The sequence below is a fragment of the Streptomyces sp. NPDC048659 genome, from assembly GCF_040650575.1.
In the GTDB taxonomy this organism is placed as follows: domain Bacteria; phylum Actinomycetota; class Actinomycetes; order Streptomycetales; family Streptomycetaceae; genus Streptomyces.
This window is the reverse complement of sequence record NZ_JBEZHM010000005.1, coordinates 103,610-130,176: the sequence shown is the minus strand read 5'-3', so window position 1 is coordinate 130,176 and position 26,567 is coordinate 103,610. Positions and strand designations below refer to the sequence as shown.

Sequence of the window (26,567 nt, the reverse complement as noted above, 5' to 3'; positions counted from 1 at the left end):
TGAGGAGGCCCGCCGGGTGGGACGCGCGGGCCTCCTCGGTCTGTCAGGGGCGCCAGATCACTCCGCCGCCGAGCATGGTGCGGATCGTGGGCCAGTCGATGGTGCCGGTGACGGACAGCCCCATGGCCTTCTGGTAGTCCCGGATGTGCGCCTGGACGTTGGAGTTGTAGGAGGTGCCGGGGCCCGCCACATCGTTGCGGAAGTAGTCGATGCCGAGCTCCGCGTTGGCGCGGGCGACGTCCATGTCGTGGGCGTCGAAGGTGCCGTTCATCGCCCAGTAGAACGCGGCCATGAAGCGGCTGGTGTCCCAGTCGCCGCGCTTGACGTGGTCGGGCGTGACGCCCTGCATCCACAGCGAGGTGAGGGTGGCCGGGCCGAGCGTCCCCGGCTTGTCGACGGCGAGGATCAGCCGGGGGTTCTTGCGGCTGTTGTCGACGGCGTTCTGGTAGCACACCAGGGAGGCGCGGGTCGTCTCGTCGATCACGCCCCGGGTGAAGGCGCCCTTGGGGCTGCACGCGTTGTTCAGCTTGACCAGGCGTTCCTGGGCGAACTCGACGACGACGTCCTTCTGGTAGCCCGTCGCCCAGGGCGGGCCGACCTTCGCGGGTACCTGCGTGCGGGGCTGCTGCGCCGGGCCGCCGCCCTGGTTGCCGCCGGTGCCGCCGCCGCTGCCACCGCTGCCGCTGCCGTCACCGGCGCCGTCGTTCCCGGTGGGCGGCGGGTTCCCGCCGCCGTCGGGGTTCCCGCCGTCGGCGGGCGGCGGCGTGACGCCGCCGGGTCCGGTGCCGGCGTCGTCGCCGGTGCCCGGGGGCAGCGGCGGCGGCGTCGGGAGGTTCTTCCCGTCGCCCTGCTGTACGGGGTTGGGGGCGCCGGAGGCCATCAGCTCCTTGGCCGAGCTGCCGATCTTCGGCGAGAAGCCGAACCAGAGCACCGCGAAGGCGACGGCGCCCGCGACGAGCAGGCCGCCGACCGTCATCAGCCAGGCGCCGACGACGGGCCGCTGGGCGAAGGTGCCCTCCAGCTCCTGCCCGGAGTCGTCGCCGGAGCGGCGCAGCGCCAGGGTGAAGCGGTGGCTCTGCTCGCCGCCGGTCCACCGGATGTCCCGGGGCCGCAGCCCCAGGTCGGCGAAGGCGGCGCGGCCCGGGTCGACGCGCACGGCGTTCGGCGCCAGGTCGAACTCCAGGGCGTCGGTCTCGTCGCGGGCCACCAGGGAGGCGGTGACGGGGGTGTTGCCGAGGTTGTCGACGGCGACCCGGGCCTTGCCGCGGAAGCGGCCGGTCAGGGCGGGCGGGAGGAGTTCGGCGCGGATCTCGGTGAAGGGCGCGATGGTCAGCTGCCCCTCGACGACATCGCGTACGGCGCCGTTCTCGCGCGGCTCGACCCGGACGCCGTAGGCGGCGGGGCCGGCCTCGGCGTCGGGGCTGCGCGGCGGGGCGAACGAGATCTCCGCGGTCCCCTCCGCACCCGGGTAGAGGCGCAGTACATCGGGTTCGACGCGGCCCCAGCCCGCGGGCCTGCCGACGAGGGAGAGCCGGTACTCCTCGACGGTGTCGCCGGTGTTCCGCACCCGCAGCCGGGCGGTGGCCCGGGAACCGGGCTCGACGGCCACGGCGGCCGGGTCCAGAGAGGTCCAGATGGTCATGGGCCGCAGGCTACGGGCGGGTGGTGCGCGCGGGCGTGTCCGAAGGTCCCGGGCCGGGGGCAGGCCCGGCTGCCCTTCCGTACGGCCTGCCCTCCCGGGTGTCCGGTGAGGCAGCGATCGCTGCCCTCGGCGCCGCCCGTTCGGCCACGCGCCGGGGCCCGCGGGCGGGAGAGAGTCGGAAGCGTCACCGCCCCTTTCCCGTCGTCCGTACCCCTCCAGGAGCGCACGTACCCATGCCCACCTACCTCTCCCCCGGTGTCTACGTCGAGGAAGTCGCCAGCGGCTCCCGTCCCATCGAGGGCGTCGGCACCTCCGTCGCCGCGTTCGTCGGCCTGGCGCCGACCGGACCGCTGCACGAGCCGACGCTGGTGACCAACTGGTCCCAGTACGTGGCCTCCTTCGGCGACTTCACGGACGGGTACTACCTGGCGCACTCCGTCTACGGCTTCTTCAACAACGGGGGTACCGCCGCCTACATCGTGCGGGTCGGCGGCGGGGACGCCTCCGGCGCGCTGCCGTCCGCCGCGGCGCCGGCCGGCGCGGGCGCCGCCAAGGAGCTGCTGCCGGGCACCGCCGTCGCGCTCGGCTCCTTCCGGGTCGCCGCGATCGCCGCCGGTTCCGGTCCCGAGGGCACGCTGACCGTCGAGGTGCAGGACGCGGAGGGCGACCCGGAGGGGGCCGAGCGCTTCAAGCTGCTCGTGAAGGACGGCGACAAGGCCGTCGAGACCTTCGAGGTGAGCGCGAAGAAGAGCGCCCGCAACTTCGTCGTCACGCAGGTGCGGCAGCGGTCGAAGACGATCGTGGTGGAGGAGGCCGCGGCCGGCGCCGCGCTCACCCGCCCCGAGGCGCAGACCGTGACCCTGACGCCGCCCGCCCCGGCGCCGCTGCCGGTGCCCGCGGCCGGCGCCGCCCGGGGGCAGGCCCTGGACTCGGGCCGGTTCATCGGCGACTCCTCGGACCGCACCGGATTCGGCGGCCTGGAGGCGTACGACGAGATCACCATGGTGGCCGTGCCCGACCTGATGGCCGCCTACCAGCAGGGCCTCATCGACCTGGAGCAGGTCAAGGCCGTGCAGCTGGGGCTGATCGCGCACTGCGAGCTGATGGGCGACCGGATGGCGCTGCTCGACCCGCCGCCCGCTCTGAACGCCCGCGACGTGCGCACCTGGCGGCAGGAGACCGCCGGCTACGACTCGCGCTACGCGGCCCTGTACTACCCGTGGATCAAGGCGTTCGACCCGGCCACCGGGCAGACCCGCACCGTCCCGCCGTCGGGCCACATGGCCGGCGTGTGGGCCCGCAACGACTCCGAGCGCGGGGTGCACAAGGCGCCCGCCAACGAGATCGTGCGCGGCGCGGTGGACCTGGAGCTCCAGATCACCCGCGGCGAGCAGGACCTGCTCAACCCGGTCGGCGTCAACTGCATCCGGGCCTTCCCGGGCCGCGGCATCCGCGTGTGGGGCGCCCGCACCCTGGCCTCCGACCCGGCGTGGCGCTACCTCAACGTGCGCCGCTACTTCAACTACCTCGAAGAGTCGATCCTGATCGGCACCCAGTGGGTCGTCTTCGAGCCGAACGACCAGGCCCTGTGGGCGCGGATCCGCCGCAACATCTCGGCGTTCCTGGTCAACGAGTGGCGCTCCGGGGCGCTCTTCGGGCAGCGGCCCGAGGACGCGTTCTACGTGAAGTGCGACGCGGAGACCAACCCGCCGGAGTCCGTGGACGTCGGCCGCGTGGTCTGCGAGATCGGCATCGCGCCCGTGAAGCCCGCGGAGTTCGTCGTCTTCCGCCTGGCGCAGTTCCAGGGCGGCGGGGGCGAGCTGGAGGAGTAGGCCCCGCCCCGCCCCGCCCCTCCCGGCGCCCCCGCCCGACCCGCAGAGCACCGAACAAGAACCAAGGAGTGACCCCACACCATGTCCCTGCAGCCCGGTGACGCTCTCACCACCCATAATTTCGGCCTCCAGATCGACGGCGTCATGGTCGAGTACCTCCAGGAGGTCAACGGCCTGTCGATGGAGCAGGACGTCATCGAGTACCAGCAGGTCTCGGCGGACGGCAAGCCGGTCGTGAAGAAGATGCCCGGCGTCAAGAAGGCCGGTCAGTGCACGGTCGTGCGCGGCATGACGCAGAGCGCGACCTTCAACGAGTGGATCAACCAGTCCATCGCCGGCGACATGGGCTCCGCCCGCAAGAACGCCACGATCATGATGATGGACTACCAGAACAACCCGGTGAAGCGGTACAACCTGCGCAACGCCTGGTGCAGCAAGGTCGACACGAGCGGGGTCAAGGCGGGCGACGCCGCCGCGCTCACCGAGTCCGTGACCATCGTGTTCGAAGAGCTGGTCATCGAGTAATGCGACGCGAAGGCCCTGGGGGCGCCGTGGCGTCCGCTCCCGCAGAACCCCTGCGCACGGAGTTCGAGTTCGAGCTCCCGCGCGGTTACGTCGACGAGTCCGGCACCGTCCACCGCCGGGGCGCCATGCGGCTGGCCACGGCGCGGGACGAGCTGGTCCCGCTGCGTGACGTCCGGGTGCGGGAGAACCCGGCGTACCTCTCGGTCGTGCTGCTGGGCCGGGTCGTCACCCGGCTCGGCACGCTGCCGTCGGTGCACGACGGGACGGTGGAGAACATGTTCGCCTCCGACCTGGCGTTCCTCCAGGACTTCTACCGGCAGATCAACGCGGAGGGCCACACCCGGGCCGCCGTGGCCTGCCCGCACTGCTCGGAGTCCTTCGAGGTCGAGCTGGCCGGGAGCCGCCTGGGGGAATCGTGACGTACGCGGCCGACCGGATCGAGGAGGAGGCCGCGTACCTCGCCTACCACTTCCACTGGTCCCTCGACTCCGTCCTGGACCTGGAGCACGCGGACCGGCGGCGGTACGTGGAGCGGGCGGCGACGCTCGTGGAGCGGGCGGCGCAGGGCTGAGACGAGCGGAACAGAAGGCTGACGAGGCGGAGAAGGGGGCGCGGGAAGGATGGGGATGTTCGGCAGGTGGAGGTCGCGGCGCGACGCGGACGGCGCGTCGGCGCCCGCCGAGGCGGCGGAGCCGGTCGCGGCGCCGCGGCGCGGTCCGGGCGACGCGTGGGCGGCGCTGCCGCCGGTCCAGCGCGTCCTGGCCCCGCCGAGCCGGGTCGCCGACCCGTCCTTCTCCGCCGCGCTCGCGACCCACGCGAACCCGTCCTTCCACCGCGAACCGGGCCACGGCCGCACCCCGTCGGCCCCCGGCGGCCTCCTCCTGGACGCCGTCCACGTCCCCCGCGACCAGCCCGCCGCGGCGGACCTGCCGGCGGTACGGCTGCCGGTGCGCCAGCTGGTGGCGGGCGAGGGCGCGTCGCCCGCTGCGGCAGCGGCGGGCGGAGCGGGCGTCCCGGCGGCGCCGGGGGCCGTCGGGGCCGTGGGCGGCGAGACGGTGGGCGTGCAGCGGGCCGCCGGGGCGGCGACCCGTGCCGCCGCGAGCGGAGTGACCGCCGGGGCGGTGGCGGCCGACGAGCCTCGCGCCGCCGGGGCGGCGGCGTCCCGGAGCGCCGCGCCCCAGGGCGTGCGGCGGGCCGCCGCGGAGGCTCCGCGGGCCGCCGAGCCTGTGGGCCTGGACGGTGCTCCGGCCGGGCGGCCTGCCCTGGAGGCGCCTTCGCGCGCCGGCGCGCAGGCGGCCGGGACGGCGGGCGACGGGGCCGCGCCGGCCGTTCAGCGGGCCGGTGGGGTGCCTGACGGCTCCGCCGGGCCGTCGAGCCGCGCTGTCGCGCGCCCGACCGGCGCGGAGCCGGTGGGTGCCTCCGGGCCGGTGGGTCGGCCCGCCACCCCGCCGACCGTCGCCGAGATCTCTTCCCGGGGCACCTCCATCCCGCCGGTCACGGCCGACCCGGTACGCCGGGACGGCGCGGCCGACGGGCGGCGGACCGCCGCGACGGCCTCGCCTGCCACCCCGCCGACCGCCGCCCGGCCGGTGAACCGCGACGGCGCGACCGCCGCACAGCGGACCACCGCGCCGGCCGCCGCCGAACTCCCGCACACCGTGCGGCCCGTGAACCGTGACGGCGCGACCGCCGTGCAGCGAGCCGCCGAAACGCCCTCCCCCCGGACCACCGCGCCGGACGCCGGCCAGTCGCCCTCTCGGGGCACCGCCGCCCCGAAGGGCGACACCATGCCCGCCACCCCCGGCCCGGCGGGCACGCGGCCGGTCGCCGCCGATCCGTCGCGTGCCGCCGAGCGGGCCGGGAACGGCCCCGCCGAGCCCGGCGACGGTGCGCGGACGCGCCCTGTCACGCCCGCCGCACCCTTGGTCCAGCGGGCGGCGGACGCACCCGCCGACCGGGCCCGGTCCTCCGTTCCGGCCGCCCCCGTGCGGCCCGGCACGCCCCCGGCGGCGCCCACCGCGCCCGCCCCCCGTACCGGCGGCGACGCCCCCGCGTCCGTCCAGCGCGCGGCCCACGCTCCGGCCGTGCCCGCTGCCCAGCCCCTGACCGCTCCCCGCACCGCCGCCGCCCCGGCGGCACCCGCGCCCGGCGCCAGGGCCGCCGCGGAGCCGGGTCCCTCCCCGGCCCCGCGCGCCGCTGCCGTCCGGCGGGCCGAACCGGCGCACCCGGTCCGGCCCGCCGGAGACGGTGGCCCCGCGCCCGCCGGGCGGCCGGTCGTGGCCCTGCCCGTACGGCGTTCGCTCCTCACCAGCGCCCGCGTCACGGAGCCGCAGCGTCGCCTGGGCGCCGTCGGCGCGCCCGCCCCGGCCCCTGTCCAGCGCGCCGAGGCCCCGGCGCCCGCCCCGGTCGAGCCGCCCGCTCCCCTCCCCGTACCCGAAGCCACTCCCGTAACCGAAGCCACTCCCGCGCCCGTCAGCGCTCCCGCCGCTGTCCCCGGCCCCTCCGTGCGCCGCTCCCGGCGTGCCCCCGGGGCCGACTGGAGTACGGCGTCGCCGACCGCTCCCGTGCGCAAGGGGCTCGGCGCGCCGGTTCAGCGAGCCGCCGTCCCCGACGCGCCCGCCGCCCCGGCCGGGCCCCGGCCCCGCCGGTCGCCCATCGGTCCCCCGATCACGCCCGCCCCGACGCCCCTGCCGAGCGCGGGTCCCCAGCCTCCCGCCGCCCCGACAGCCGGGCCGGTCCCCGTGCCCGAGGCTGCCCGCCCGAGGCCGACCGCCGCCACCCCGACACCCGGGTCCCCTGCGTCCCCCGGGTCCTCTGGCTCCTCTGTGTCCCCTCTGTCCTCCGGGTCCTCCGGATCCCCCGGGTCCTCCGGGTCCTCCGGGTCATCCGGCCCCCTGAAGTCTCCAGGGACCCCCGGTTCGCCCAGGTCTGTTGGGTCCCCTGCACCCCTCGGATCCCTCGGATCCCTCGGATCCGACAAGTCCCCCGGGTCCCCGGCCACCCCGGCCACCCCGGCCACCCCGGCCACCCCGGCCACCCCGGCCACCCCGGCCACCCACGAGGCTCGCCCGGCCGCCGCCGCCCCCAAACCCGCCCCCGTCCAACGGATCGCCATCCCCCGCGCCCCCACGGCGGCCCCCGCCCCGCTGCCCCTGTCCACCGCGCGCCCCCTCGCCCCGCACGCGGCGCCCCCGCGCGGCCCCGTCGGGCCCCCCGCCCCCGTGACGCCGGTCGCGGCGCCCGTCGCGCCCGCCGTCCAGCGTTCGGCCGCCGTGCCCCCCGTCGTACCCCTGACCCCGCCTCGGTCCGCGCGGCCGGTGCGGACGCCGGTGGCGGTGCAGCAGGCGCCGGCGGTCGCGGTGCCGGTCGTGCAGCCGGTGGCCGTCGCGCCCCGGGTCGCGCCGCCCGCGCAGCCCGTGGCCGTGCCGCCCACACCCGTCCCGCCGAGCCCGCCCGTGCAGCGGGCGGCCCCCGGAGCGCCCGTGCAGCGCTCCGCGCCGGCGCCCGCCAAGCCGCCCGAGCCCGCCGCGGAGTCGCCCGCCCAGCTCGACGAGCTGGCCCGGCGGCTGGTCACCCCGCTGTCCCGGCTGCTGCGCGCCGAACTCCGCGCCGACCGGGAGCGGATCGGCCGGCTGCGCGACCACGGGCGCTGACCCGGACCGCGTACTCCAGCCCGCGCGCCCCGGCCCGCGCACCCAGCCCGCCCCACCGAACCCTCCCCGCCGAGTCCGAGAGAACTCCCATGCCCCAGCCCCTGGATCCCGCCTCCACCATCTTCTTCAGACTGACCATCGACGGTCAGGACCTCGGTCTGTTCAACGGCTGCGACGGTCTCGCCTCCGAGGTCGAGGTGGAGCAGCGCCACGAAGGCGGGAACAACGGCTTCGTCTGGCAGCTGCCCACCCGGGTCACCTTCTCCACCATCCGACTCACCCGCCCCCTCACCCCGGACACCGCCCGCGTCGCCGCCTGGATCTCCTCGCTGGCCACCGGCATCACCCGCCCCACCGCGCAGATCGCCGCGCTGCGCGCCGACAAGTCGGTGGTGGCGCAGTGGGGTCTGGTGGAGGTGCTGCCGGTGCGCTGGACCGGGCCCAGCCTGGACCCGGGGAACCCGGCCGTCGCGACGGAGACCCTGGAGATCGCCCACCACGGGTTCACCGACGCCGGAGGGGCCTGAGATGGCCGCCCCCTCGGGCGGCAGGGCGGCGCGCGGTCTTTCGCGGGCCTCGCTGTCGATCCACCAGCCGCCGACCGACCTCGGCGGCTCGATGGGCGGCGCCATCGGCGAGGTGAAGTTCCAGTTCAACCCGGACCAGTTGCGGCTGAGCCGGTCGGCGGACTGGCACACCGAGCCCGCCGTCGCGTACACGCGCGGCGCGCCGCCGAAGTTCACCGGCAGCCGGCCCGCCGCGATGGAGCTGGAGGTGTTCCTGGACGCGTCGGGGACGCCGAGCTCGACGGCGGTGCAGAGCCAGGTCGAACTGCTGCTGTCCTGCTGCGAGGTGACCGCGCAGAGCGTCGACTCCAAGGCGCCGAGCCCGCCGTGGGTGCGCTTCTCGTGGGGCTCGTTCTCGACGGTGCAGTTCGTCGCGTACGTGACCAACGTGGCGGCGACGTACACCCTGTTCAGCCCGAGCGGCGTGCCGATCCGGGCGACCTGCTCGCTGTCGCTGACCGAGGTCGCGTCGGAGACGAAGAAGCAGAACCCGACCTCCGGCGCGCTCACCGCGCGCCGCGTGCACCGCACGGTCGCCGGGGACTCGCTGGCCTCGCTGGCGTGGCGGGAGTACGGCGACGCCACCCGGTGGCGGGTGATCGCGGAGGCGAACGGCATCGACGACCCGATGCGGCTGCGGCCGGGCACGGAGCTGCTGCTGCCCTCCGCCGCCGAACTCCCCTCGTCCCACGCGCCGCACCCGTCCCCCGTACGGCCCGCATCGACCCCGACCGAGGGCGCCGCATGAGCGAGAAGACCTTCACCACCGTCCTGCACGTGCAGCTGGACGGGGTGACCCTGCCCGACGCGCTGGCGGTCCGGCTCACCGAGGGCTGGGTGGACGCGAGCGTCAACGTGCCGTCCGCGTTCCAGCTGACCTTCAGCGACAAGGACGGCACGCTGACGGAGAAGTTCCCGTTCCTGAAGGTGGGGGCGCTGGCGGTGCTGTCGCCGTTCACCGACGGGCGGCTCGGCCCGCCGATGCTGACCGGCGAGGTGACGGCGCTGGAGGCGGACGCCGCGCCGACGCTGGGCCGGTATCTGATCGTGCGCGGCTACGACCCGGGGCACCGGCTGCTGCGCAACCGGCGCGTCGAGGGCTATCCGAACATGACGGCGTCCGACATCGTGCGCAAGCTCGCGGCGCTGAACCGGGTGCCGCTCGGGCGGGTGGACGCGACACCCACGGTGTACGAGCTGGCGACCCAGCCGAACCTCACCGACTGGGACTTCCTGAACCGGCTCGCCCAGGCCAACGATGTGCGGCTCTCCGTCGACCAGGCCGGCCGGCTGGACTTCGCCGCGCTGCCGCCCGCCGCTTCGGCGCCCTCCGACACGACCCCGGCGGCGCAGAGCCCGTACGTCCTCGACTTCGGGCACAACACGCTGCACAGCAGGGTGTCGGTGACGGCCGCGGGGCAGGTCGGCCGGGTGGACGTACGGGGCTGGGATCCGCGGACGCGGCAGGAGCTGTCCTCGCCGACACCCGCCGTGAGCAGTACGGAGATCGTCTCGGACATCACTCCGGCGCAGCTCGCGACCCCGTTCGGCGCGGCCGAACTCACCCTGGCCGACCGCCCGTTCACCACCCAGTCGGAGGTGCGGCAGGCGGCGCGGGCGCTGGCCGACGACGTCACCGGCTCCTTCGCGGAGGTGGAGGTGGCGGTGACCGGCAACCCGGAGCTGAAGCCGGGGCAGCCGGTGGCGGTGAAGGGCGCGGGCTTCCCGTTCGAGGGCCGTTACACGGCGACCGGGGTGCGCCATGTCTTCGCCTCGGGGCGGCAGTTCACGTCGTGGCTGACGGTGTCGGGGCGCCAGTTCCGCTCGCTGTACGGGACGGCGGCGGGCGGCGGCGAGCCGTCCCCGCCGATGCCCGGTGTGGCGGTGGCGCTGGTCACCAACACCAAGGACCCGCTGTCGCTGGGCCGGGTCCGGCTGCGCTTCCCCTGGCTGTCGGCGACGTACGAGAGCGACTGGTGCCGGGTGGCCCAGCTCGGCGGGCGCGGCGGCGGCGGGCTGATGCTGCCGGAGGTGGACGACGAGGTGCTGTGCGCCTTCGACCGGGGCTCGCTGGAGCACCCGTACGTGCTGGCCGGCCTGTACAACGGCGTCGACCGGCACACTCCGGCCACCGACCGGGTGCCGCCGGTCGACCCGACCAGCGGCCGGGTCCAGTGGCGGGCGCTGACCTCCCGGACCGGGCACACGGTGGAGCTGCGGGAGGAGGGCGGCGGACGGACCCGCGCCTCGCACGGCATCCGGCTGCGCACGGCGAAGGGGAAGCTCAGCATCGAGCTGAACGAGGCCCGGACCACGCTCACCGTCGACAGCGACGGCACTGTGACGATCAGCGGCGCCCGGGGCGTGACGGTGGAGTCGGGGGCCGACCTGACGCTGTCGGCGGCCGGCCGGATCAGCATGAAGGCGGGGCTCGGCGTGGACATCTCGGCGGGGCTCGGGGTGGACATCAAGGCGGGCCCGAAGTTCAAGGTGTCGGCACTGACCCAGGCCGTCCTCAACGCGCCCTCGCTGATCACGGCGACCGTCCCGATGCCCAACCCGGTCGTCGCCAACCTGCCGTTCTGATGCCCGGAGCGTTCCGATGCCCGGAGAGAGGACCCTTCCATGAGTGAGCACTTCGTCGGCGCGGGCTGGGCCTTCCCGCTGCGCACCGGGCCCAGCGGCGCGATCGCCCTGGTCCGGCGCGACCGGGAGATCGAGGAGTCGATGCGGCTGGTGCTGGCGACCGCGCCGGGCGAGCGCCCGATGCGGCCCGAGTTCGGCTGCGCGGTGCACGAGCTGGTCTTCGCGCCGGTCAACGACGCGACGACGGGCCGGATCCGGTACGAGGTGCTGACCTCGCTGGAGCGCTGGGAGCCGCGCATCGAGGTGGAGGAGGTCGCGGTGACCCCGGCCCCGGGCGATCCGGCCACCCTGCACATCGACGTCCGCTACCGGGTGCGCGGCACCAACAACCCGCGCAACCTCGTCTTCCCCTTCTACGTCATCCCCTCCGAGGACTGAAAGAGCCGCCATGGCCCTGCCCGCACCCCATCTCGACGACCGCCGCTTCCAGCAGTTCGTCGACGACGCCAAGCGCTACATCCAGCAGGCGTGCCCCGAATGGACGGACCACAACGTCTCGGACCCGGGCGTCACGCTCGTCGAGGCCGTCGCGCACATGGCCGACCAGCTGGTCTACCGGCTCAACCGGGTCCCGGAGAAGAACCACCTGGCCTTCCTCGACCTCCTCGGCATCACGCTCTTCCCGCCTGCGGCGGCCCACGCCGACGTGACGTTCCGGCTCTCGGCGCCGCAGTCCGAGCCGGTGCTGCTGCCGGCCGGGACGGAGGTCTCGACCGGGCGCACGGAGACGGAGGAGGCGGTCGTCTTCGCCACCACCGACGACCTGACGGTGGTCCCCTGCGAGCTGGCGCGGTTCCTGCGCCAGACGGCGGGCGCGCCGCCGGAGGACCGGACGCAGGACGTGCTGGGCGGCGACGACGTGCCCGCGTTCGCGCCGCTGCCGTCCGTCGGCGACCTGCTGCTCTTCGGCCTGTCGGCGGCCGTGCCGGGCTGCGTCCTGGTGCTGGGCCTGGACAGCCGGGTGGACGGCGTGGGCGTCGACCCGCGGATGCCCCCGCTGGTGTGGGAGGCGTGGACGGCGACCGACGGCTGGGTCGGCTGCGAGGTGGACGAGGACACCACGGGCGGCCTCAACCGGCCCGGCGAGGTCGTCCTGCACGTCCCGGCGGGGCACGCGGTGTCCCGGCTCGGCGGGCACGACGCGGGCTGGGTGCGCTGCCGGGTCGTCCCCTCCGTCGAGGGCCAGCCCGCCTACAGCGAGTCGCCGACGGTCCGCTCGGCGAGCGCCTTCACCATCGGCGGTACGGTGCGGGCGGCGCACGCCGAGACCGTACGGGACGAGTCGCCGGGCGTCTCGGAGGGCGTGCCGGGGCAGCGTTTCCGGCTGGCCCACGCCCCGGTGGTGAACCGGCCGCCGCTGCTGCTCCAGGTCGCCGAGCTCGCTGACGGGCCGGGGGACGGCGGCGGCGCCGCCTCGGACGAGGAAGCGGGCCCCGGCTGGCGTACGTGGACCCTGGTCCCCGACTTCGCGTCCTCCCGCGCCCGCGACCGGCACTTCACCCTCGACGCGACGACCGGCGAGATCGCCTTCGGCCCGAGCGTCCGCGAACCGGACGGCACGCTGCGGCAGTTCGGCGCGGTGCCGCCCAAGGGCGCGGCGATCCGGGTGGCGCGGTACGGCACCGGCGGCGGCCGGGCGGGCAACGTCGCCCGCTCCTCGATCAGCGTGCTGCGCAGCTCGATCCCGTACATCGCCCGGGTCGAGAACCGCGAGGCGGCGCGCGGCGGCGTCGACGGCGAGACCGTGGAGGAGGCCCGGCTGCGCGCGCCGATCGCGCTGCGCGCCCAGGAGCGGGCGGTGACCGCGCGCGACTACGAGGAGCTGGCGCGCCGCGCGGCGCCGGAGGCGGCCCGGATCGCCTGCCTGGCGGCGGACGCGGCGGAGGCCGGGGACAACGCGGTGCGGGTCCTGGTCGTGCCGCAGGCGGTGCCGGACCGGGGCGGCCGGCTGCGCTTCGAACAGCTCGTGCCCGGCGAGGAGTTGCTGGGGCGGGTGACGGACTTCCTGGACGAGCGGCGCCCGCTGGGCACCCGGCTGGCGGTCGGGCCGCCGTTCTACCAGGGGGCGACGGTGGTGGCGACGCTGCACGCCTTCCGGGCCGTCAAGGCCGAGAAGGTGCGGGCCGACGCCCTGGACGCGCTGTACGCGTACCTCGATCCGCTGACCGGCGGGGTGCACGGCGAGGGCTGGCCGTTCGGGCGTCCGCTGCGCGCGGGCGAGATCTTCGCGGCGCTCCAGCGGGTGCCCGGTGTGGAGCTGGTGGACGAGGTGCTGCTGCACCCGGCGGACCCGCTGACCGGCCGTCGCGGCGAGGCCACGGACCGGCTCGAACTCGGGCCGTCCGCGCTGCTGTTCCCGTTCGACCACCACGTCCGCGTGATCGAGGCCCGGTGAACGGCGCGGTGAACGGGCCGTCGTACGCCGTGCCGGGCTCGGCGCGCGGGACGGTGCCGGGGCTCGCCACCCCGTACCCGCTGGGCGAGGCGCTGCCCGCCGTGTACGCGGAGGACGACTTCGGGCGCCGGTTCGTCTCGGGCCTGGACGTCGTCCTGGCGCCGCTGTTCAACGTGCTGGACTCGCTGGAGGCGTACTTCTCGCCCGCGCTCGCCCCGGCCGACTTCGTCGACCACCTGGCGACCTGGGTCGGCGCCGAACTCGACGGCTCGGAGCCGCTGGAGACCCGCCGCCGGGCGGTCGCCGCGGCCGTCGCCCTGCACCGCGTACGCGGCACCCGGCGCGGGCTCGTGGCGGCGGTGCGGCTCGCCTTCGGCACGGCGCCCGAGGTCGTCGAGAGCGGGGGCGCGCACTGGTCGGCGCGCCCGCTCGGCCCGTTTCCCGGCAAGCCCTCGCCCGGTCTCCACGTGACCCTGCGGGTCGCCGACCCGGCCGCCGTGGACCCGTACCGGCTGCGCGCGGTCGTGGCCGCCGCCCGGCCCGCCCATCTTCCGTTCACCACCACGGTGACATCCGCTTCCGCCCCCGAAGGAGCCCCCACCCCATGAGCGACACCGGCACCACCCGCCCCTGCCCGGACTGCGCCCGCCCGGTGCGGGCGGCGAACCAGTCCTTCTGCGACGAGTGCGGCGCGTTCCTTCGCTGGGACACGCCGTCGACCCGCCCGGCGGAGGCCCGCGCCGCGGACACGGCCCCGGCGGCCCCGGCCTCCGAGGCCCCGACGGCACCGCTGCCGGCGGTACGGGAGGACCGGGGACGGGACCGGGACGAGGCCGAAGGCGCGGGCGCGGGCGGCGACCGGGGTATGGGCTCCGGCGCGGGCGCGGGCGGCGACCGGGGTACGGGCTCCGGCGCGGGCGCGGGCGGGAACGCCGTTGCCGACGGCGGGACTTCCGGGGAGGGAGCGGCTTCTTCGGGGACGGCGGGTACGGCCGATACGGCGAGTACGGCCGGGACGGAGTCACCGGCGGTCCCGGAAGCCTCGGCAACCCCGGCTGCCGCCTCGGCCTCTCGGGCCTCCACGGCCCCGGAGGGCTCCGACGGCTCGGAGGGCCCCGAGGCGTCAGCAGCATCCAAGGCACCGGTGGCACCGGTGGCACCGGCAGTCCCTGCCACCCCCACCCCCACCCCCACCCCGCAGCCGTCTTCGCGGCCCGCACCCCCCTCCAGCCCCTCCCGCCCCTCCGACACCGTCGCGCGCGCCCTGCTCGTACCGGTGCCGGAGAGCGACCCGTCGGTGCCCGCGGCCGTGCTGCCGGGGCGGCCGGACGCGCCGCGGCCGACGGTGCGGGCGGCCGAGGCGCCGGTGGCCGCGCGGGGCGGTGCGCCGTGCCCGGCGTGCGGCACTGCCAACTCCCCCGGCCGGCACTTCTGCCGGCTCTGCGCCACGCCGCTGGTGGAACGGCCGCTGAACACCGCCGAAGGCCCGTACGCCGGGCAGCGGCCCCGGCTCGCCCGGGACCGGGGGCGCTGGATCGTGCGGGCCGCGGCGACGGCGGGCGCGGTGGCGCTGCTCGTCGGCGGGATCTTCGGCGGGCCGCCCGCCGCCCGCGCGGTGCAGGACCACTTCGCCGACCGCGCCCCCGTCCACCCGGCGGCCTGGCGCGCCTCGCACGCGGCGCCGAAGCAGGGCGCCGCGCTGGCCGGTGACGGCTACTCCAACACCTGGTGGGGCACCGGGTACGCGGGGGATTCGGCGGGCCAGTACCTGGAGGCGCTGTTCGGCGAGCCGACGGACCTGCTGGCGGTGCTGATCACCCCGGGCAGCGGCAAGAACACCACCCGGGCCGACGGGCAGGCGACCCCGCGCACCTTCGACCTGGTGGTCACGGACGCGGGCGGCGAGCAGCACGTGTCGCAGCACCGGATCAACGACGGCGGCACCCAGAAGATCGAGCTGCGGGTCCGGGACGCGGTGTCGGTGCGGCTGGTGCTGCGCACGGCGTGGCGGGCCGACCCGAGCCGTCAGGTGGCGGTGGCGGAGCTGGAGTTCTTCGGGCGCTCCTTCTCCTGACCGAGGGCCGTAGGCCGCCCCGGGCCGGTCTTGAGGGCCACGCACAGCCAGTGGTGGGTCGCGCCGGCGGTCGGTTCGGCGGGGCCCTCGGCCGGTGCGGTGGCCTGGGCGTGCAGCTCCCAGTAGCGCAGGATCAGCGGGTCCGCGCCGCGGACCATCAGCCCGGCGAGCCGGCGCCGGAAGGCGCGGGTGTCGGCGGTGCCGAGGGCGGCGGCGTACGCGGCGACGAAGCAGTCGAGCTCCTCGCCGGGACCGGGCGGCGCGCCCGCCCGCACCCGGGTGGCGGCGAGGGCGTACGCCTCGCCGAGGCCCTCGTAGAGGACGGCGGGGCGGTGGTCGAGCCCGGCCAAGTGGACCGGCGGGGCGGGCGCGGCGGCGACGAGCTCGTGCAGCCGGGCGAAGGCCAGGACCTGGCCGGGGGTGGGGTCCTCGGGCGGGTCGGGGACGCCGACGGCGACGACCGAGGCGGCGAGCCGCGACGGCAGGCGTACGGGCAGGGTGCGGCGCCAGAAGCGGGCCAGGAGCGTGGTGTCGGGCGGCACGGGCACGGACCCGAGGAGCCGGAGGCGTTCCGCGCGGTCCTCGGGGGCGCAGTCGTGGAGGAGCCGGAGGGCGGCCTCCTGCCAGCGCAGGGCGGTGAGCCGGGCGCCGACCTCCCGCAGCCGTCCGGCGACGACGTCGGTCAGGTCGGCGTCGCGGTCGAGGACCCGGCCGACGGCGGGGACGGGCAGGCCGAGCCCGCGCAGGGTGCGGATCCGGCGCAGCCGGTCCAGCGCCTCGGGCCCGTACCTCCGGTGACCGCCGCCGCTGCGGCCCGCCTCGGGCAGCAGGCCGCGGTCGGAGTAGTGGCGGACGGTCTTGACGGTGACGCCGGCCCGCTCGGCGAGCTCCCCGATGCTCCACAGTCCCTCCGGCACCATGCCGTGCCCCTCCCCCGGTCGGACGACGACGTGACCAGGCTAACCGTCCTGCTCGGGGCGCCTGTTGGGGGTGCGCTTGAACCTCCCCCACGGGAGATTCGCCTATCCGCAGCCTACGAGACCATGCCCAGGGGAAGCCGTTGGAGCCAGTAGGTCAGGAACCCTTCTGTGCCCTCATCTCTGTCAGGGCCCGCTGATACAGCGTCTGCCCCGAGTAGGCAGTGTACGAAGGGGCCGGCGAAGCATCCTCGATCAACGACTGTGCCGCGGCCTTGAGCATGGCACCCCACGCCAAAACGTGCTGCTGACCGGAGCGCCCGCACTCCTGGGGCTCTCCCGCCAAGCACAGCGGGAGCGGTTCAGGCACCAGTTTGTTCACACTGTGCCGGATGTAGCGCGCGACCATGAGCCAGTGCTCTTCCGTCTGAGGGGCCACGGGAGCCGCGTAAGCGCCGCTCCACGCCTCGAAGTCGTCTCCGTGATCGAACATGCCTCGCTGCTCTCTTCCCTAGCTCGGCGCGCCCACGGTGAGCGCTGCCGCTTCCTGGGGGTCGCAGTGTCCCACCGACGGCACGCACGGACCGCACGGTCCGCACATGGGGAGGAACTGCGGAGGCGTGCAGGCGGCGACCCCGTCACCGTGGACGGCAGCGATGTCGGCGGTCACCTCGGCCGCCTGCTCGCTGTTCCAGACCTCTACCACCGACTGCTGCCGGACGTTTCCCATCGTGAGGAAGCGGCCCAGGACACAGGGCCACATGTTCCCGTCCGGGCCGATGGCCGCCTTTTCGTGAGCGCAATGCCCGCACAGGTCGTTGATGGTCGGCGCGGCTCCTCGGCTGGCACGCCCGAACGCGCGCATCCGGTCACCGCCGACGTGGGGCACGCCCAGGTCGATGAGGTCGGAGGCGGCCTCTGCCACGCGCTGCCCCGGCCGGACGGCGACGACGCCACCACGTACGGACAGGCCCATGTCGAGCGCCTTCCTGACGTTGTCACGGGTCCGCTTGTGCGCCCCCCGCATCTTCGTCACCTCGTCGTGCTCCTGGGCGTCGTCCGAGTAGTACGACGTCGCCAGCTTGACGTCATACTCCGCAAACGCGTCCCACAAGGCGGGCTTGATGTGTGCCAGGTTGGAGAACACCTCGACGCCGAGTCCCCGGGCACGGGCGTGCTTGATGAGTTCCGTGAGATCCGGGTAGAGCGTCGGCTCTCCGCCGATGAACTGGACATCGAGTGTGCCCATGTCTGCCAGCTCGTCGATGACCCGGAGCCAGTCCCGGACGCTCATCGTGCCGTGCGTGCCGGACGGGCCCGAGTCCGCATAGCAGTGGTCACAGAACTCCTGGCAGAGGCCCGTGACTTCCAGCCACGCGAACTTGAGTAAGGTGCCGCTTGCCATTGGTGATGCTCCCCTCGGATTGGGTGCTTCCTCTGCTTCCGGTAGGGAAGGGCCAACTTCCCTACCGGACCTAGCGTTTGGCTTCGCTCTCCGCCGGGGGCCTTACGTCCCCGCCGGCCGCAGGCCCTTGGTCCCCTCGCCCCTACAGGGCAAGGAAGTTGGTGCCGCCCGTGCAACGACAAGTGCAACGTGGCGGGTCACGGAAGCTGGGAAACGCTCGCCTCCGAGGAGATGCGCGCCGTCAGGAACGCAATCCAGGCGAGCACCGCCAGGACCACGCCCAGCACCTTCACGGCGAGTGGTCCGGGTGGCGGGCCAGTTCCTCTATGGCGATCAGGTGTTCAACCGGCTGGTGCCGCTCCCGCGCCAGACTCCGCCGACGTCGCTCCTGCGCTCAGCGCTCGCATTCGGCAGCGCCCGTGACGTGCGGTTGACCCCACGTCCACCACTCCCCCACGGCGGGAGCCTCGTCCTCGTCGTGATGGAGCGGCACCACCAACTCCGGCGGGCGTAGGGGGCTGCCGATCGGGCGCTGAACCCGCGTGGTCACGAGCCCGCCCGTGCGCCAGGGGCGTGCGGGTCCGGCCGCCACAGCGCGACCAAGCCGGGATCAACCTTGAACGGCTTGCTCGTCCCATGGAGGCTGAGGAGTCGGCCGTACTGGGTGCTGTAGCCCTCGCCCTGCCGAACCGTGATCATGTTGACCACCCGTCGGTAGACTCCGGGCACCGGCTGGACGTAGTCGCCGAGCCGGAGTTCGACCAGGGGCACCGTCCACTCCAAGGTTCCCGGCGGCGGGTAGCCCCGGGACCCTCGCACGCTGTCGTGGTGCGCAAGGAGCTTCTTGCCCGTCCGGGTGGCAGCCGCCAGCCAGCGGAACGAGTAGACCGGAGACGATCCCGAGGAGGGCAGCGTCTCGGGGGCCAGGCGCGAGTTCGCCTCTCGGAACAGCGCGCGCAAGTCCCCGCCTTCCCATCCTCGCTGTCTCCGCATGAGCGCCCGGATGTGCTCGGCGGTCCGGCCCGCCGCCGTCTTGATGTCCTCGGCGGTAGACGTTCCGAGTTGCATCGAGCTGAAACGGGCCAAGTCCCTGCGCGCGATGGCGATGGGGTCAACATGGACGCCCTCCACCACCGCCGTCCCGGCCCTCACCGACGCTCCCGCTGTTCCTCGAACTGGCGGGCGTACCTTTCGCTCCCTACGGCAGCGCCCACGGCGTGCCCCCTTCCGATTGAGTGTCCTAGGGCAGATTGACATGTGCCGTAGGGCAGCGGAAGCGGTTCTGAGTGCACTAGGGTACTGACTTGACAGTTCGTCACCCTTTCGGAGGGCAGTGGGATGCCGCAGGCCAAGACGTACACCGTGATCGCCGACCACTACCGACAAGAGATCCTTACCGGGGCCCTCGCGCCCGGCAGCAAACTGCCCAGCAACCGCGAACTGGCGGGCCAGTGGCAGACGACCGGTGCCACCATCACCCGGGCCTTGTCGGCCCTCCTGGTCGAGGGATACATCCGGACCACGCCGCGAGGGACGTTCGTCAGCGACGCCCCTCCGGTAACCCTCAGCCCCGCCAACCGGCTTGAGCGTGTCAGGCGGGTGAAGTCCTTCCTTGCCGAGGGCGAGACCTCAGCAGTCACCAGCGCCCAACTGGTGACGCCGCCCGGCTACGTGGCGGACCTGTTCAACCTTGACCACGGCGCACAGGTGGTCCGCCGCGAGTGGGTCAGCGGGCGTGGGCAGGCACGTACGGCCCTCGCGGTCACCTGGTACCCCGGCCACTTCGCGGGCCTCGCACCGGACTTGCTGAACACGGCCCCTGGCCGGAACGCCGGCATCACGACGAAGGTCCTCGAAGGAACCGGCAGGACCATCACGCACGCCCGCGACGACATGCACGCCCGCGTCGCGGACCATCGCGAAGCCGCGCACCTTGGCATCGCAGTGGGCGCGCCCATCCTCGCGATGGCGTGGCGCTGGTCGGACACCGAGGGAATCATCGAGTACGGAGAGGCTTGCTTGCCGCCTCGGCTCACCATCGGTTACGAGTACCGACCCTGACGAGTCGTCGGATCGGCGATCGCTTCGATCGGTCTCAGGGCCGCCGACGGGACAGTCCGCCAGAATGCGGAAAGGGTGGGCCACTTCCCAGGAGGCGGCCCGCCCGAGCGGTCTTCAACGCCGCCCAGCCTTCTACGCGGCGTTCGTGTCGAGCCCTCGACGCCGACAATGCCGAATCACGCGCGTGCGGTGCCCCCTTCGTCATGAACAGCTTGAGCGTGAATTCCTGCTCCTGCGCGGAGTCGGTCAGGTCCCGTCACCCCGCACGGTCGGCCGTCAGGAGCCCATCCTCATTTGCGCTGGACAGGTGAATCTCCCCCGAGGGGAGCTCCTACGGTTCCGGTCCCGCGGCCCGGTCGGGCCGGGGGACGTACGAGGGACATGTCGACGGCATGGGGAGACGAGACGAAGATGACCGCTTTCGTACTGGTGTCGGGCCCGTTCACCGGGGCCTGGGTGTGGCGGGAGACCGCGGAGCGGCTGCGGGCGGCCGGGGCCGAGGTGCGGCCGGTGGCGCTGACGGGCATGCCGGACGGTCCGGCCGGGGGGCCGGAGACGGGGCTGGGCACGCATGTCGCGGACGTGCTGCGGGCGGTGGACGCCTGCGCGGCGCCGGAGGTGGTGCTGGTCGGGCACGACTACGGGATCCACCCGGTGCTCGGCGCCGCCGACCGGCGGCCGGGCCGGGTGGCGCGGGTGGTGTACCTGGACGCGGGGATGCCGGGCGACGGGGACGCGGCGCTGGCGCTGACCCCGGCGGGGACCCGGGCGCGGGACGGCTTCGTGGCGCCGCCGCAGGGTGTGGAGTGGGGGCGCTGGGGCAGCCTGGAGGGGCTGTCGCCCGAGGTCCTGGACCTGCTCGACCGGCGCGCGGCGCCGCAGCCGGAACGGACGCTGACCGAGCCGCTGCGGCTGGCCGGTTCGCCCTTCGACCGGCCGACGACGGGGGTGCTGTGCACGGCGGGCGGTGCGGGGATCGCGATGGTGGAGCTGCTGGTGGCGACGGGCCCGCCGGAGTACCGGGCGCTGGCGTCGCCCCGGGTCGGCTTCCTCGAACTGCCCACCGGTCACTGGCCGATGCTGTCCGCGCCCGAGGCGCTCGCGGGGGCGCTGCTGGGGGCGGCGGCGGACGAGGGGCACCGGGTGGCGCCACCGCGTCCCGAGGCGGCGGGGCCGGGGGCGGCGGACGCGGCGCCCGGCACGTTCCTGCTCGACGTCCCGGAGCGCCCCCGGGAGCGGCGGGGCCGGGTCGACCTGCACCTGCCGGAGGCCGAAGGGCCTCGGCCGGCGGTGCTGCTGGTGCACGGCGGACCGGTGTCCCCCGAGCAGCGGCCGACGCCGCGCGACTCGGCGACGCTGCTCGGCTACGCCCGCTATCTGGCGGGGCTCGGCGTGGTCGGGGCGACCGTGGACCACCGGCTGCACGGTCTTGAGGACTACCCGCGGGCCGCGGCGGACGTGGCGGCGGCGGTCGAGCTCGTACGCGCCGATCCCCGGGTGGACGGGGACCGGGTCGCGCTCTGGTTCCTGTCGGCGGGCGGCCTGCTGTCGGCCGACTGGCTCGCCGCGCCGCCGCTGTGGCTGCGCGCCGTGGCCCTGAGCTATCCGGTGCTCGCCCCGCCGCCGTCGTGGCGGGCGGTGGACCCGGCGTTCCGCCCGGTGGCGGCGGTGGGGGCGGCGAGTCCGCCGCTGGTGCTGATCCGGGCGGGCCGGGAGCACAAGGTCTTCGCGACGGCGGTGGAGGCGTTCCTGGCCGCGGCGGGGAAGGCGGGGGCGGAGGTCGAGGTGATCGACGCCCCGCTGGCCCGGCACGCCTTCGAGACCCTCGACCACACGCCGGACACCCGCGCGGCGGTGGTCCGGGCCGCGCGGGCGGTCGTGGACGGGCTGCTGCGGGCGGAGGGCTGACGGGGGCCAGGCGCCGGAAGGCGGGGGACGGGCGTCTGGGGACGCAAGGAGCGGTAAGGGGCGGCGAGGGCGCGCGGGCCGGCCGCCCCGCTCCCCCACCCGTACGACACACAAGGCACCTTACGCCCATTCAGGCACGAAGATTCAATTTTGGACATTCACCGTGATTCAGGTCTAGCCTCCCTCAGTCCTGTTGGAGAGACCCGACCCACGAGGGAGAACCCCTGTGCCGCAGCCGCCGACCCCCGCCACCGCACGTCGCCCGAAGGCCGTCCTCGCCCTGGGACTCACCGCCGCGATACCCCTCGCCCTGGCGGGGGCGCCCGGTGTCGCGCACGCGGAGCAGCGGCCGGCCGACTGTCCCGGGGCGATCTCCCTGACCAACGGCGGGTTCGAGTCCCCCGCCCTCCCCGACACCACGTTCCGGTTCCTCGACGAGGGCGAGGTGCCCGGCTGGCGGACCACGGCCGACGACCGGCGGATCGAGCTGTGGTCCGACGGCTACAGGGGTGTCGGGGCGCCGGAGGGGCGTCAGTTCGCCGAGCTGAACGCGACCCAGGCGTCCACGCTCTACCAGGACGTCGAGACCCGTCCCGGCCAGTCCCTGCGCTGGCGCCTCGACCACCGGGGCCGCAGCGGCACCGACGTCATGGAGGTCCTCATCGGGCCGCCGGACGGCGAACTGGTCCCGCAGGGACGGCTGGCCGACGGCCTGGCGTGGGGGGAGCACAGCGGCGAGTACCGGGTGCCGGCCGGGCAGACCCGTACGAGGTTCGCGTTCCGCGCGGTCTCCACCGCCGGAGGCGACCCGAGCGTGGGCAACTTCCTCGACCACATCAGCTTCGGCACCGGGCCCTGCCTCGTCACCGCCAAGTCCGTGACGGACACCGACGCCCCGGGCGGCCCCGGGGCGTCGACCGGCGACGTCCTGGAGTACGCCGTCGTCGTACGCAACGGGGGCGGCGACCGGGCCGAGGACGTGCTGGTCGAGGACACCCTGCCCGCCGGCACCCGCTACGTCCCCGGCTCCCTGCGGATCGGCTCCCGGCCGCTCACCGACCGGGCGGGCGACGACGAGGCCGAGCAGACCGGGGACCGGGTGCGGTTCCGGATCGGCCGGGGGGCGGGCGCGACCGGGGCCGGCAGCCTCAGCCCCGGGGAGGAGGTCCGCGTCTCCTTCCGCGTGAAGGTCGCCGACGAGGCCGCCGGCACCACGGTCGAGAACACCGCGCGGACCACGTTCGTCGACCCCCTGGACGGCGCCGGGCTGACCAGCACGTCCAACACCACGAGGACGCCCGTCGAGCGGACCGTCGTCCCCACCGACCCCGCCACCCCCTCCCCCACCCCGACGCCGACGGTGCCGGTCCGGCCCACCCCGACGCCCACCGCGACGGTGCCCACCCCCGGAGCGACGGCCACGCCGACCGGCGCTCCCGCGGCGGGCGGTGACGGGAGCGGGCACGACGGCGGATCGCTGGCCCGCACCGGCGCCTCGGTCGGACTCGCCTCGCTGGTCGCCGTGGCGTCCGTCACGGCCGGCTGGCTGCTCACCCGGCGCCGCCGGAACCGCTCCTCCTGATTGGACGGGGCGGCCGGGAGCCGCCTCGGCGGGCCCGGGGCGGTCCGGGGCGTAGGTCACCCGGAGGCGGGCCGAAGGGCTCTGCCGCGACGCGCCGCCGCTCCCTAATGTGGATCCGTTGGGGCCGTCGCGGGCGGCGGGCGCGAGAGGACTGCGATGCTGGAGTTCCGGCTGTTCGGGCCGATGCGGGCGAGCGTCGGCGACCGGGTCGTCCCCCTCGGTCCGCCCCGTCAGCGGGCCGTCCTCGCCCTGCTGGCCACCCGTCCCGGCCGGACGCTCTCCCAGCAGCGCCTCATGGAGGAGGTCTGGGGGCCCGGCGTCCACCGCTCCACCGGCACCCTCCAGGTGTACGTGTCCAACCTCCGCCGCGCGCTCGCCGAGGCGTGCGGGGACGAGGGCCGGTCGCTCATCGTCACCCGGGCCCCGGGCTATCTGCTCGACGTGGACCCCGACCAGGTGGACGTGCACCGGATGCGGGCCGCCTGCTCCCGGGCCGCCGGGCTCGCCGCCGCCGAACCGGCCGCCGCCATGGACCTGGCCACCGAGGCCCTGGCCCTGTGGCGCGGCGACCCGTTCGAGGAGTTCGGCGCCTACGAGTTCGCCCGCGCCGAGGCCGCCGCGCTGGGCGCGGTCCACGACAAGGCGGTCGAACTGCGTCTGACGGCCGCCCTCGACTGCGGGCGGCAGGCCGAGGTGATGGACGACCTGGCGGCCCGGTGCGCCGCCGACCCGGCGGGCGAGCCCGCCTGCTGGATGTACATGACGGCGCTGCACCGCGCGGGGCTGCGGGCCGACGCGGTCGCCGCCTACCACCGCACCCGCGAGGCGCTCGCCGAGCGCACGGGCCTCCCCCCGGGACCGCTGCTCCAGCGCACGCTGGCCGAGGTCCTGCGGGAGTCCCCCGAACCGCCCGCCGTAGCACCGTCCCCCGTGGCCTCCTCCCCGGCCCCGGCCCCGGAGCCCGCCCCCGCCCGGTCCCGGCCGAGGCCCGACACCGAGGTCGCGCTCTCGGGCCTCAAGGACGAGCGCACGTCCCTGGTGGCCGCGCTGGACGCCCTCGCCGAGGGGACCGGCGGGCTGCTCGTCGCCCAGGGGCGCGCGGGCTGCGGCAAGTCCTCCGTGCTGCGCCTGGCCCGCGAGCTCGCCGCCGCCCGCGGCATCCGCACGGCCTCCGAGACGGCGCCCCTGATGGACGGTGCCCCTCCGCTGTGGCTGTGGGGGCGACTGCTCAGCCAACTCGGGGGCCCGGCCAACGAGTCGTACGGGGCCGCCGTACGAGCGCTCGCCGCCGTCGCGGAGGCCGAGGCCGCCGGTTCCGGCACCAGCGCCGCCGCCTTCACCGCCCGGCTCGCCCTGCTGCGGCACTTCACGGAGGACGCGCTCCCGCCCACGGTGCTGCTCGTCGACAACCTCCACCTCGCCGACGGCGACTCCCTGCGCGCCCTCGAACTCCTCGCCGCCCGCGCCGCCGCGCTGCCCCTGCTGCTGGTCGTCGCGACCGGCCCCGAGGCCCAGGCCCGCGACCGGGTCCGCTGGAACGCCGCCGTGCAGGCCGGCCGTCGGCTCACCCTGGGCCGGCTGAGCGCGGCCGAGGCGGGCGAGCTGGTGCGGTCCCGGACCGGGACGCCGGTCGACGACGAGTCCGTACGGCTCGCGTACGAGCGGACCGGCGGGCACCCCCGGCTGCTCGCCCTGCTCGCCGACGCCGCCGCCGAGCAGGCGGACCCCGCGCGCACGCTGCGCGTCGAGGTCCCCGACGGCGTGGTGCGGCAGGTGCGGCTCGCGGTGCCCGACGAACGGGCCGGGAACCTGCTGCTGGCCGCCGCCGTGTACGGGGAGCCGTTCCCCGTGCCGCTGGCCGAGCACCCGCACGGCGACGGCGGGCAGGGCCCGTTGGAGTCCCTGCTGGCGCTCGGGCTGCTCAGCGACGAGGGCGTCCCGCCCGGCTTCGTACGCCTGGCCGTGCCGCTGTACGGGGACGCGGTGCGGTGCGGCTGGGGCCAGCTGGCCGTCGCCGAGATGCACGCGCGGCTGTACCGGCGCCTCGCGGCGACCGGGCACGGCGGGCCGGCGGTCCTCGCCGAGCACGCCTGGCGGGGGCGGCTGCACCTGCCGCACGCCGAGGTCATCCGCGTCCTGTCGCGCGCCGCCGAGCTGGCCGACGACCAGCCCGGCGCCCGGGAGGGGCTGCGGTGGCTCGACCGGGCGCTGCGGGCCGCCGAGGAGGCGCACGGCGACGAGGCGGCCGACCGGGCCGCCGCCGGGCTGCGGATCCGCCGGGCGCGGGTCCGGATGCAGTGGGGCGGGGAGGGTCTCGCCGACGCCGTCGACGACTTCCGGCGCGCGGTGGACCTGGCGCTGCCGCTCGGCGACGCGGAGGCGCTCGCCGCCGCGCGCCTCGGGCTGCTCCTGTGCGGGCGCCCCGAGGAGGCGGAGGAGTGGGGCACCCTCGGCGCGTACGCCGAAGGGCCGGGCGAGGGGCCCGGCGGGCGGGACGGCGCGGAGGGGACCACGTACCGGCTGACCGTGCGCGGTGTCCGGGCGCTGTTCGACGGCGACTGGACCCGCGCCCTGGAGGAGTTCCGGGCCGCCTACCGGGCGCTGGGCGCGGCGCCCGCGCGCGAGTCGGGCGCCGCCTGGGGCTCGGGGCACCTGTCGGCGGTCGTCGGCCCCGTGCTCGCCGGGCTCGAGTGGCTGTGCGGCGACCCGGCCGCCGCGCGCGGGGCGCTGCGCTTCGCGCGGCTGGTGGGCTGCCGGGGCCGGGTGCCCGCCGCGGGGCTGCGGATCGCCGCGGTGGAGGCGCTGCTGCTGATCCTGGACGACCGGGCGGCCGAGGCGGACCGGGTGATCGAGGCCGGACTGCGCGATCCCGACGCCGAGTTCGGCCCGCTGCTGGTCGGCTGCCTGCACGCCCTCCGCGAGCTGCTCGCGCTGCGCGCCACCACGGGCACCATCGTCACCACTGGCACCCCAGGCGCCCCAGGCGCCCCAGGCACGGCCGGCACGGCCGGCACAGCCGACACCACCGCCGCGCCCCACGCCCCCGCCCCGGCCACCCCGACCGACACCGCCCGCGCCCTCGCCCTGCGCCTGGAAGACGTGGTCCGCTCCTGGCCGTTCGCCTGTCTGGGCCTCGGCCGGGTCGTGGCGGCCCTGGCGCTGTGGCGGGGCGGGGACCGGGACGCGGCGGTCGACCTGCTGCGCGAGCCCGGCGACGGGCCGTCCGCGCTGCTGCGGGTCGCCGCCTCGCACCGTCCGGCGGACTGGGACGGGGCGGAGCTCGCCGCCCGCTGCGCTCCGGTACGCGGCTGAGGGCTCCCGGAGCGTCCCGGAACGCGGACTCGGCCCTCCGCTCGCCCCG

The 26,567-nt window shown here is 75.7% G+C and carries 20 protein-coding genes; 16 read left to right on the top strand and 4 right to left on the bottom strand.

What is annotated here, in order from left to right; genetic code table 11:
- Window positions 1-43: 43 nt before the first annotated feature.
- The gene (locus tag AB0C99_RS06205) at window positions 44-1,642 is read right to left on the bottom strand and encodes a hydrolase (RefSeq protein ID WP_362470038.1); all 1,599 of its coding nucleotides are present in this window, start codon (window positions 1,640-1,642) and stop codon (window positions 44-46) included.
- A 233-nt stretch (window positions 1,643-1,875) separates the two neighbouring features.
- Here AB0C99_RS06205 and AB0C99_RS06200 point away from each other — a divergent pair, with 233 nt between their 5' ends.
- From AB0C99_RS06200 to AB0C99_RS06145, 12 genes are all read left to right on the top strand, one after another.
- Entirely contained in the window at window positions 1,876-3,474 is a 1,599-nt protein-coding gene (locus AB0C99_RS06200) for a phage tail sheath subtilisin-like domain-containing protein (protein ID WP_362470035.1), read from the top strand.
- Between the two features lie 81 nt (window positions 3,475-3,555).
- Complete coding sequence (locus tag AB0C99_RS06195) at window positions 3,556-3,999, top strand: phage tail protein (protein WP_362470032.1); 444 nt, start codon at window positions 3,556-3,558, stop codon at window positions 3,997-3,999.
- Complete coding sequence (locus tag AB0C99_RS06190; RefSeq protein WP_362470029.1) at window positions 3,999-4,418, top strand: hypothetical protein; 420 nt, start codon at window positions 3,999-4,001, stop codon at window positions 4,416-4,418. Before AB0C99_RS06195 ends, AB0C99_RS06190 begins: the two co-directional genes overlap by 1 nt.
- Window positions 4,415-4,570, top strand: coding sequence for a DUF6760 family protein (locus tag AB0C99_RS06185; RefSeq protein ID WP_362470026.1), 156 nt, complete (start codon window positions 4,415-4,417; stop codon window positions 4,568-4,570). Before AB0C99_RS06190 ends, AB0C99_RS06185 begins: the two co-directional genes overlap by 4 nt.
- A gap of 55 nt (window positions 4,571-4,625) precedes the next feature.
- Entirely contained in the window at window positions 4,626-7,652 is a 3,027-nt protein-coding gene (locus AB0C99_RS06180; RefSeq protein ID WP_362470023.1) for a hypothetical protein, read from the top strand.
- Between the two features lie 89 nt (window positions 7,653-7,741).
- Window positions 7,742-8,179 carry a phage tail protein gene (locus tag AB0C99_RS06175; RefSeq protein WP_362470020.1) on the top strand — a complete coding sequence of 146 codons (438 nt, stop codon included), beginning with the start codon at window positions 7,742-7,744 and terminating at the stop codon, window positions 8,177-8,179.
- Window position 8,180: 1 nt separating this feature from the next.
- A complete protein-coding gene (locus AB0C99_RS06170; RefSeq protein ID WP_362470017.1) occupies window positions 8,181-8,966 on the top strand; it encodes a LysM peptidoglycan-binding domain-containing protein in 786 nt (261 codons plus the stop codon).
- Window positions 8,963-10,804, top strand: a complete 1,842-nt coding sequence (locus AB0C99_RS06165) for a VgrG-related protein (RefSeq protein WP_362470014.1) — start codon at window positions 8,963-8,965, stop codon at window positions 10,802-10,804. The genes AB0C99_RS06170 and AB0C99_RS06165 overlap by 4 nt, the downstream gene beginning before the upstream one ends.
- Window positions 10,805-10,843: 39 nt before the next feature.
- A complete protein-coding gene (locus AB0C99_RS06160; RefSeq protein ID WP_362470011.1) occupies window positions 10,844-11,242 on the top strand; it encodes a GPW/gp25 family protein in 399 nt (132 codons plus the stop codon).
- 10 nt (window positions 11,243-11,252) lie between these two features.
- A complete protein-coding gene (locus AB0C99_RS06155; protein ID WP_362470008.1) occupies window positions 11,253-13,259 on the top strand; it encodes a putative baseplate assembly protein in 2,007 nt (668 codons plus the stop codon).
- On the top strand, window positions 13,256-13,867 hold the full coding sequence (locus AB0C99_RS06150) for a phage tail protein (RefSeq protein ID WP_362470005.1): 612 nt from the start codon (window positions 13,256-13,258) through the stop codon (window positions 13,865-13,867). The genes AB0C99_RS06155 and AB0C99_RS06150 overlap by 4 nt, the downstream gene beginning before the upstream one ends.
- Window positions 13,864-15,333: a zinc ribbon domain-containing protein gene (locus tag AB0C99_RS06145; RefSeq protein WP_362470002.1), complete on the top strand. Its 1,470-nt coding sequence runs from the start codon at window positions 13,864-13,866 to the stop codon at window positions 15,331-15,333. The genes AB0C99_RS06150 and AB0C99_RS06145 overlap by 4 nt, the downstream gene beginning before the upstream one ends.
- Here the strand turns inward: AB0C99_RS06145 and AB0C99_RS06140 are convergent.
- The 3 genes from AB0C99_RS06140 to AB0C99_RS06130 form a co-directional block, all read right to left on the bottom strand.
- Complete coding sequence (locus tag AB0C99_RS06140; RefSeq protein WP_362470000.1) at window positions 15,285-16,253, bottom strand: MerR family transcriptional regulator; 969 nt, start codon at window positions 16,251-16,253, stop codon at window positions 15,285-15,287. The genes AB0C99_RS06145 and AB0C99_RS06140 overlap by 49 nt on opposite strands.
- A gap of 508 nt (window positions 16,254-16,761) precedes the next feature.
- On the bottom strand, window positions 16,762-17,655 hold the full coding sequence (locus AB0C99_RS06135) for a radical SAM protein (protein ID WP_362469997.1): 894 nt from the start codon (window positions 17,653-17,655) through the stop codon (window positions 16,762-16,764).
- A gap of 546 nt (window positions 17,656-18,201) precedes the next feature.
- Window positions 18,202-18,807, bottom strand: coding sequence for a hypothetical protein (locus tag AB0C99_RS06130; protein ID WP_362469994.1), 606 nt, complete (start codon window positions 18,805-18,807; stop codon window positions 18,202-18,204).
- Between the two features lie 186 nt (window positions 18,808-18,993).
- On the opposite strand from AB0C99_RS06130, the gene AB0C99_RS06125 reads away from it, so the two are divergent.
- The 4 genes from AB0C99_RS06125 (at window position 18,994) to AB0C99_RS06110 (ending at window position 26,518) form a co-directional block, all read left to right on the top strand.
- The gene (locus AB0C99_RS06125; protein WP_362469991.1) at window positions 18,994-19,716 is read left to right on the top strand and encodes a GntR family transcriptional regulator; all 723 of its coding nucleotides are present in this window, start codon (window positions 18,994-18,996) and stop codon (window positions 19,714-19,716) included.
- A gap of 411 nt (window positions 19,717-20,127) precedes the next feature.
- Window positions 20,128-21,624, top strand: a complete 1,497-nt coding sequence (locus AB0C99_RS06120) for an alpha/beta fold hydrolase (RefSeq protein ID WP_362469988.1) — start codon at window positions 20,128-20,130, stop codon at window positions 21,622-21,624.
- A gap of 226 nt (window positions 21,625-21,850) precedes the next feature.
- A complete protein-coding gene (locus AB0C99_RS06115; protein ID WP_362469986.1) occupies window positions 21,851-23,206 on the top strand; it encodes a DUF11 domain-containing protein in 1,356 nt (451 codons plus the stop codon).
- A gap of 156 nt (window positions 23,207-23,362) precedes the next feature.
- Window positions 23,363-26,518 (top strand): BTAD domain-containing putative transcriptional regulator, encoded by a 3,156-nt coding sequence (locus AB0C99_RS06110; protein WP_362469983.1) that lies wholly within the window; start codon window positions 23,363-23,365, stop codon window positions 26,516-26,518.
- Window positions 26,519-26,567: the final 49 nt, after the last annotated feature.

What these genes read in the sequence shown, in the direction of transcription:
- AB0C99_RS06205 (WP_362470038.1), bottom strand. Translation starts at nt 1,642, where the DNA reads ATGACCATCTGGACCTCTCTGGACCCGGCCGCCGTGGCCGTCGAGCCC.
- AB0C99_RS06200 (WP_362470035.1), top strand. Translation starts at nt 1,876, where the DNA reads ATGCCCACCTACCTCTCCCCCGGTGTCTACGTCGAGGAAGTCGCCAGC.
- AB0C99_RS06195 (WP_362470032.1), top strand. Translation starts at nt 3,556, where the DNA reads ATGTCCCTGCAGCCCGGTGACGCTCTCACCACCCATAATTTCGGCCTC.
- AB0C99_RS06190 (WP_362470029.1), top strand. Translation starts at nt 3,999, where the DNA reads ATGCGACGCGAAGGCCCTGGGGGCGCCGTGGCGTCCGCTCCCGCAGAA.
- AB0C99_RS06180 (WP_362470023.1), top strand. Translation starts at nt 4,626, where the DNA reads ATGTTCGGCAGGTGGAGGTCGCGGCGCGACGCGGACGGCGCGTCGGCG.
- AB0C99_RS06175 (WP_362470020.1), top strand. Translation starts at nt 7,742, where the DNA reads ATGCCCCAGCCCCTGGATCCCGCCTCCACCATCTTCTTCAGACTGACC.
- AB0C99_RS06170 (WP_362470017.1), top strand. Translation starts at nt 8,181, where the DNA reads ATGGCCGCCCCCTCGGGCGGCAGGGCGGCGCGCGGTCTTTCGCGGGCC.
- AB0C99_RS06165 (WP_362470014.1), top strand. Translation starts at nt 8,963, where the DNA reads ATGAGCGAGAAGACCTTCACCACCGTCCTGCACGTGCAGCTGGACGGG.
- AB0C99_RS06160 (WP_362470011.1), top strand. Translation starts at nt 10,844, where the DNA reads ATGAGTGAGCACTTCGTCGGCGCGGGCTGGGCCTTCCCGCTGCGCACC.
- AB0C99_RS06155 (WP_362470008.1), top strand. Translation starts at nt 11,253, where the DNA reads ATGGCCCTGCCCGCACCCCATCTCGACGACCGCCGCTTCCAGCAGTTC.
- AB0C99_RS06145 (WP_362470002.1), top strand. Translation starts at nt 13,864, where the DNA reads ATGAGCGACACCGGCACCACCCGCCCCTGCCCGGACTGCGCCCGCCCG.
- AB0C99_RS06140 (WP_362470000.1), bottom strand. Translation starts at nt 16,253, where the DNA reads ATGGTGCCGGAGGGACTGTGGAGCATCGGGGAGCTCGCCGAGCGGGCC.
- AB0C99_RS06135 (WP_362469997.1), bottom strand. Translation starts at nt 17,655, where the DNA reads ATGGCAAGCGGCACCTTACTCAAGTTCGCGTGGCTGGAAGTCACGGGC.
- AB0C99_RS06125 (WP_362469991.1), top strand. Translation starts at nt 18,994, where the DNA reads ATGCCGCAGGCCAAGACGTACACCGTGATCGCCGACCACTACCGACAA.
- AB0C99_RS06120 (WP_362469988.1), top strand. Translation starts at nt 20,128, where the DNA reads ATGACCGCTTTCGTACTGGTGTCGGGCCCGTTCACCGGGGCCTGGGTG.
- AB0C99_RS06110 (WP_362469983.1), top strand. Translation starts at nt 23,363, where the DNA reads ATGCTGGAGTTCCGGCTGTTCGGGCCGATGCGGGCGAGCGTCGGCGAC.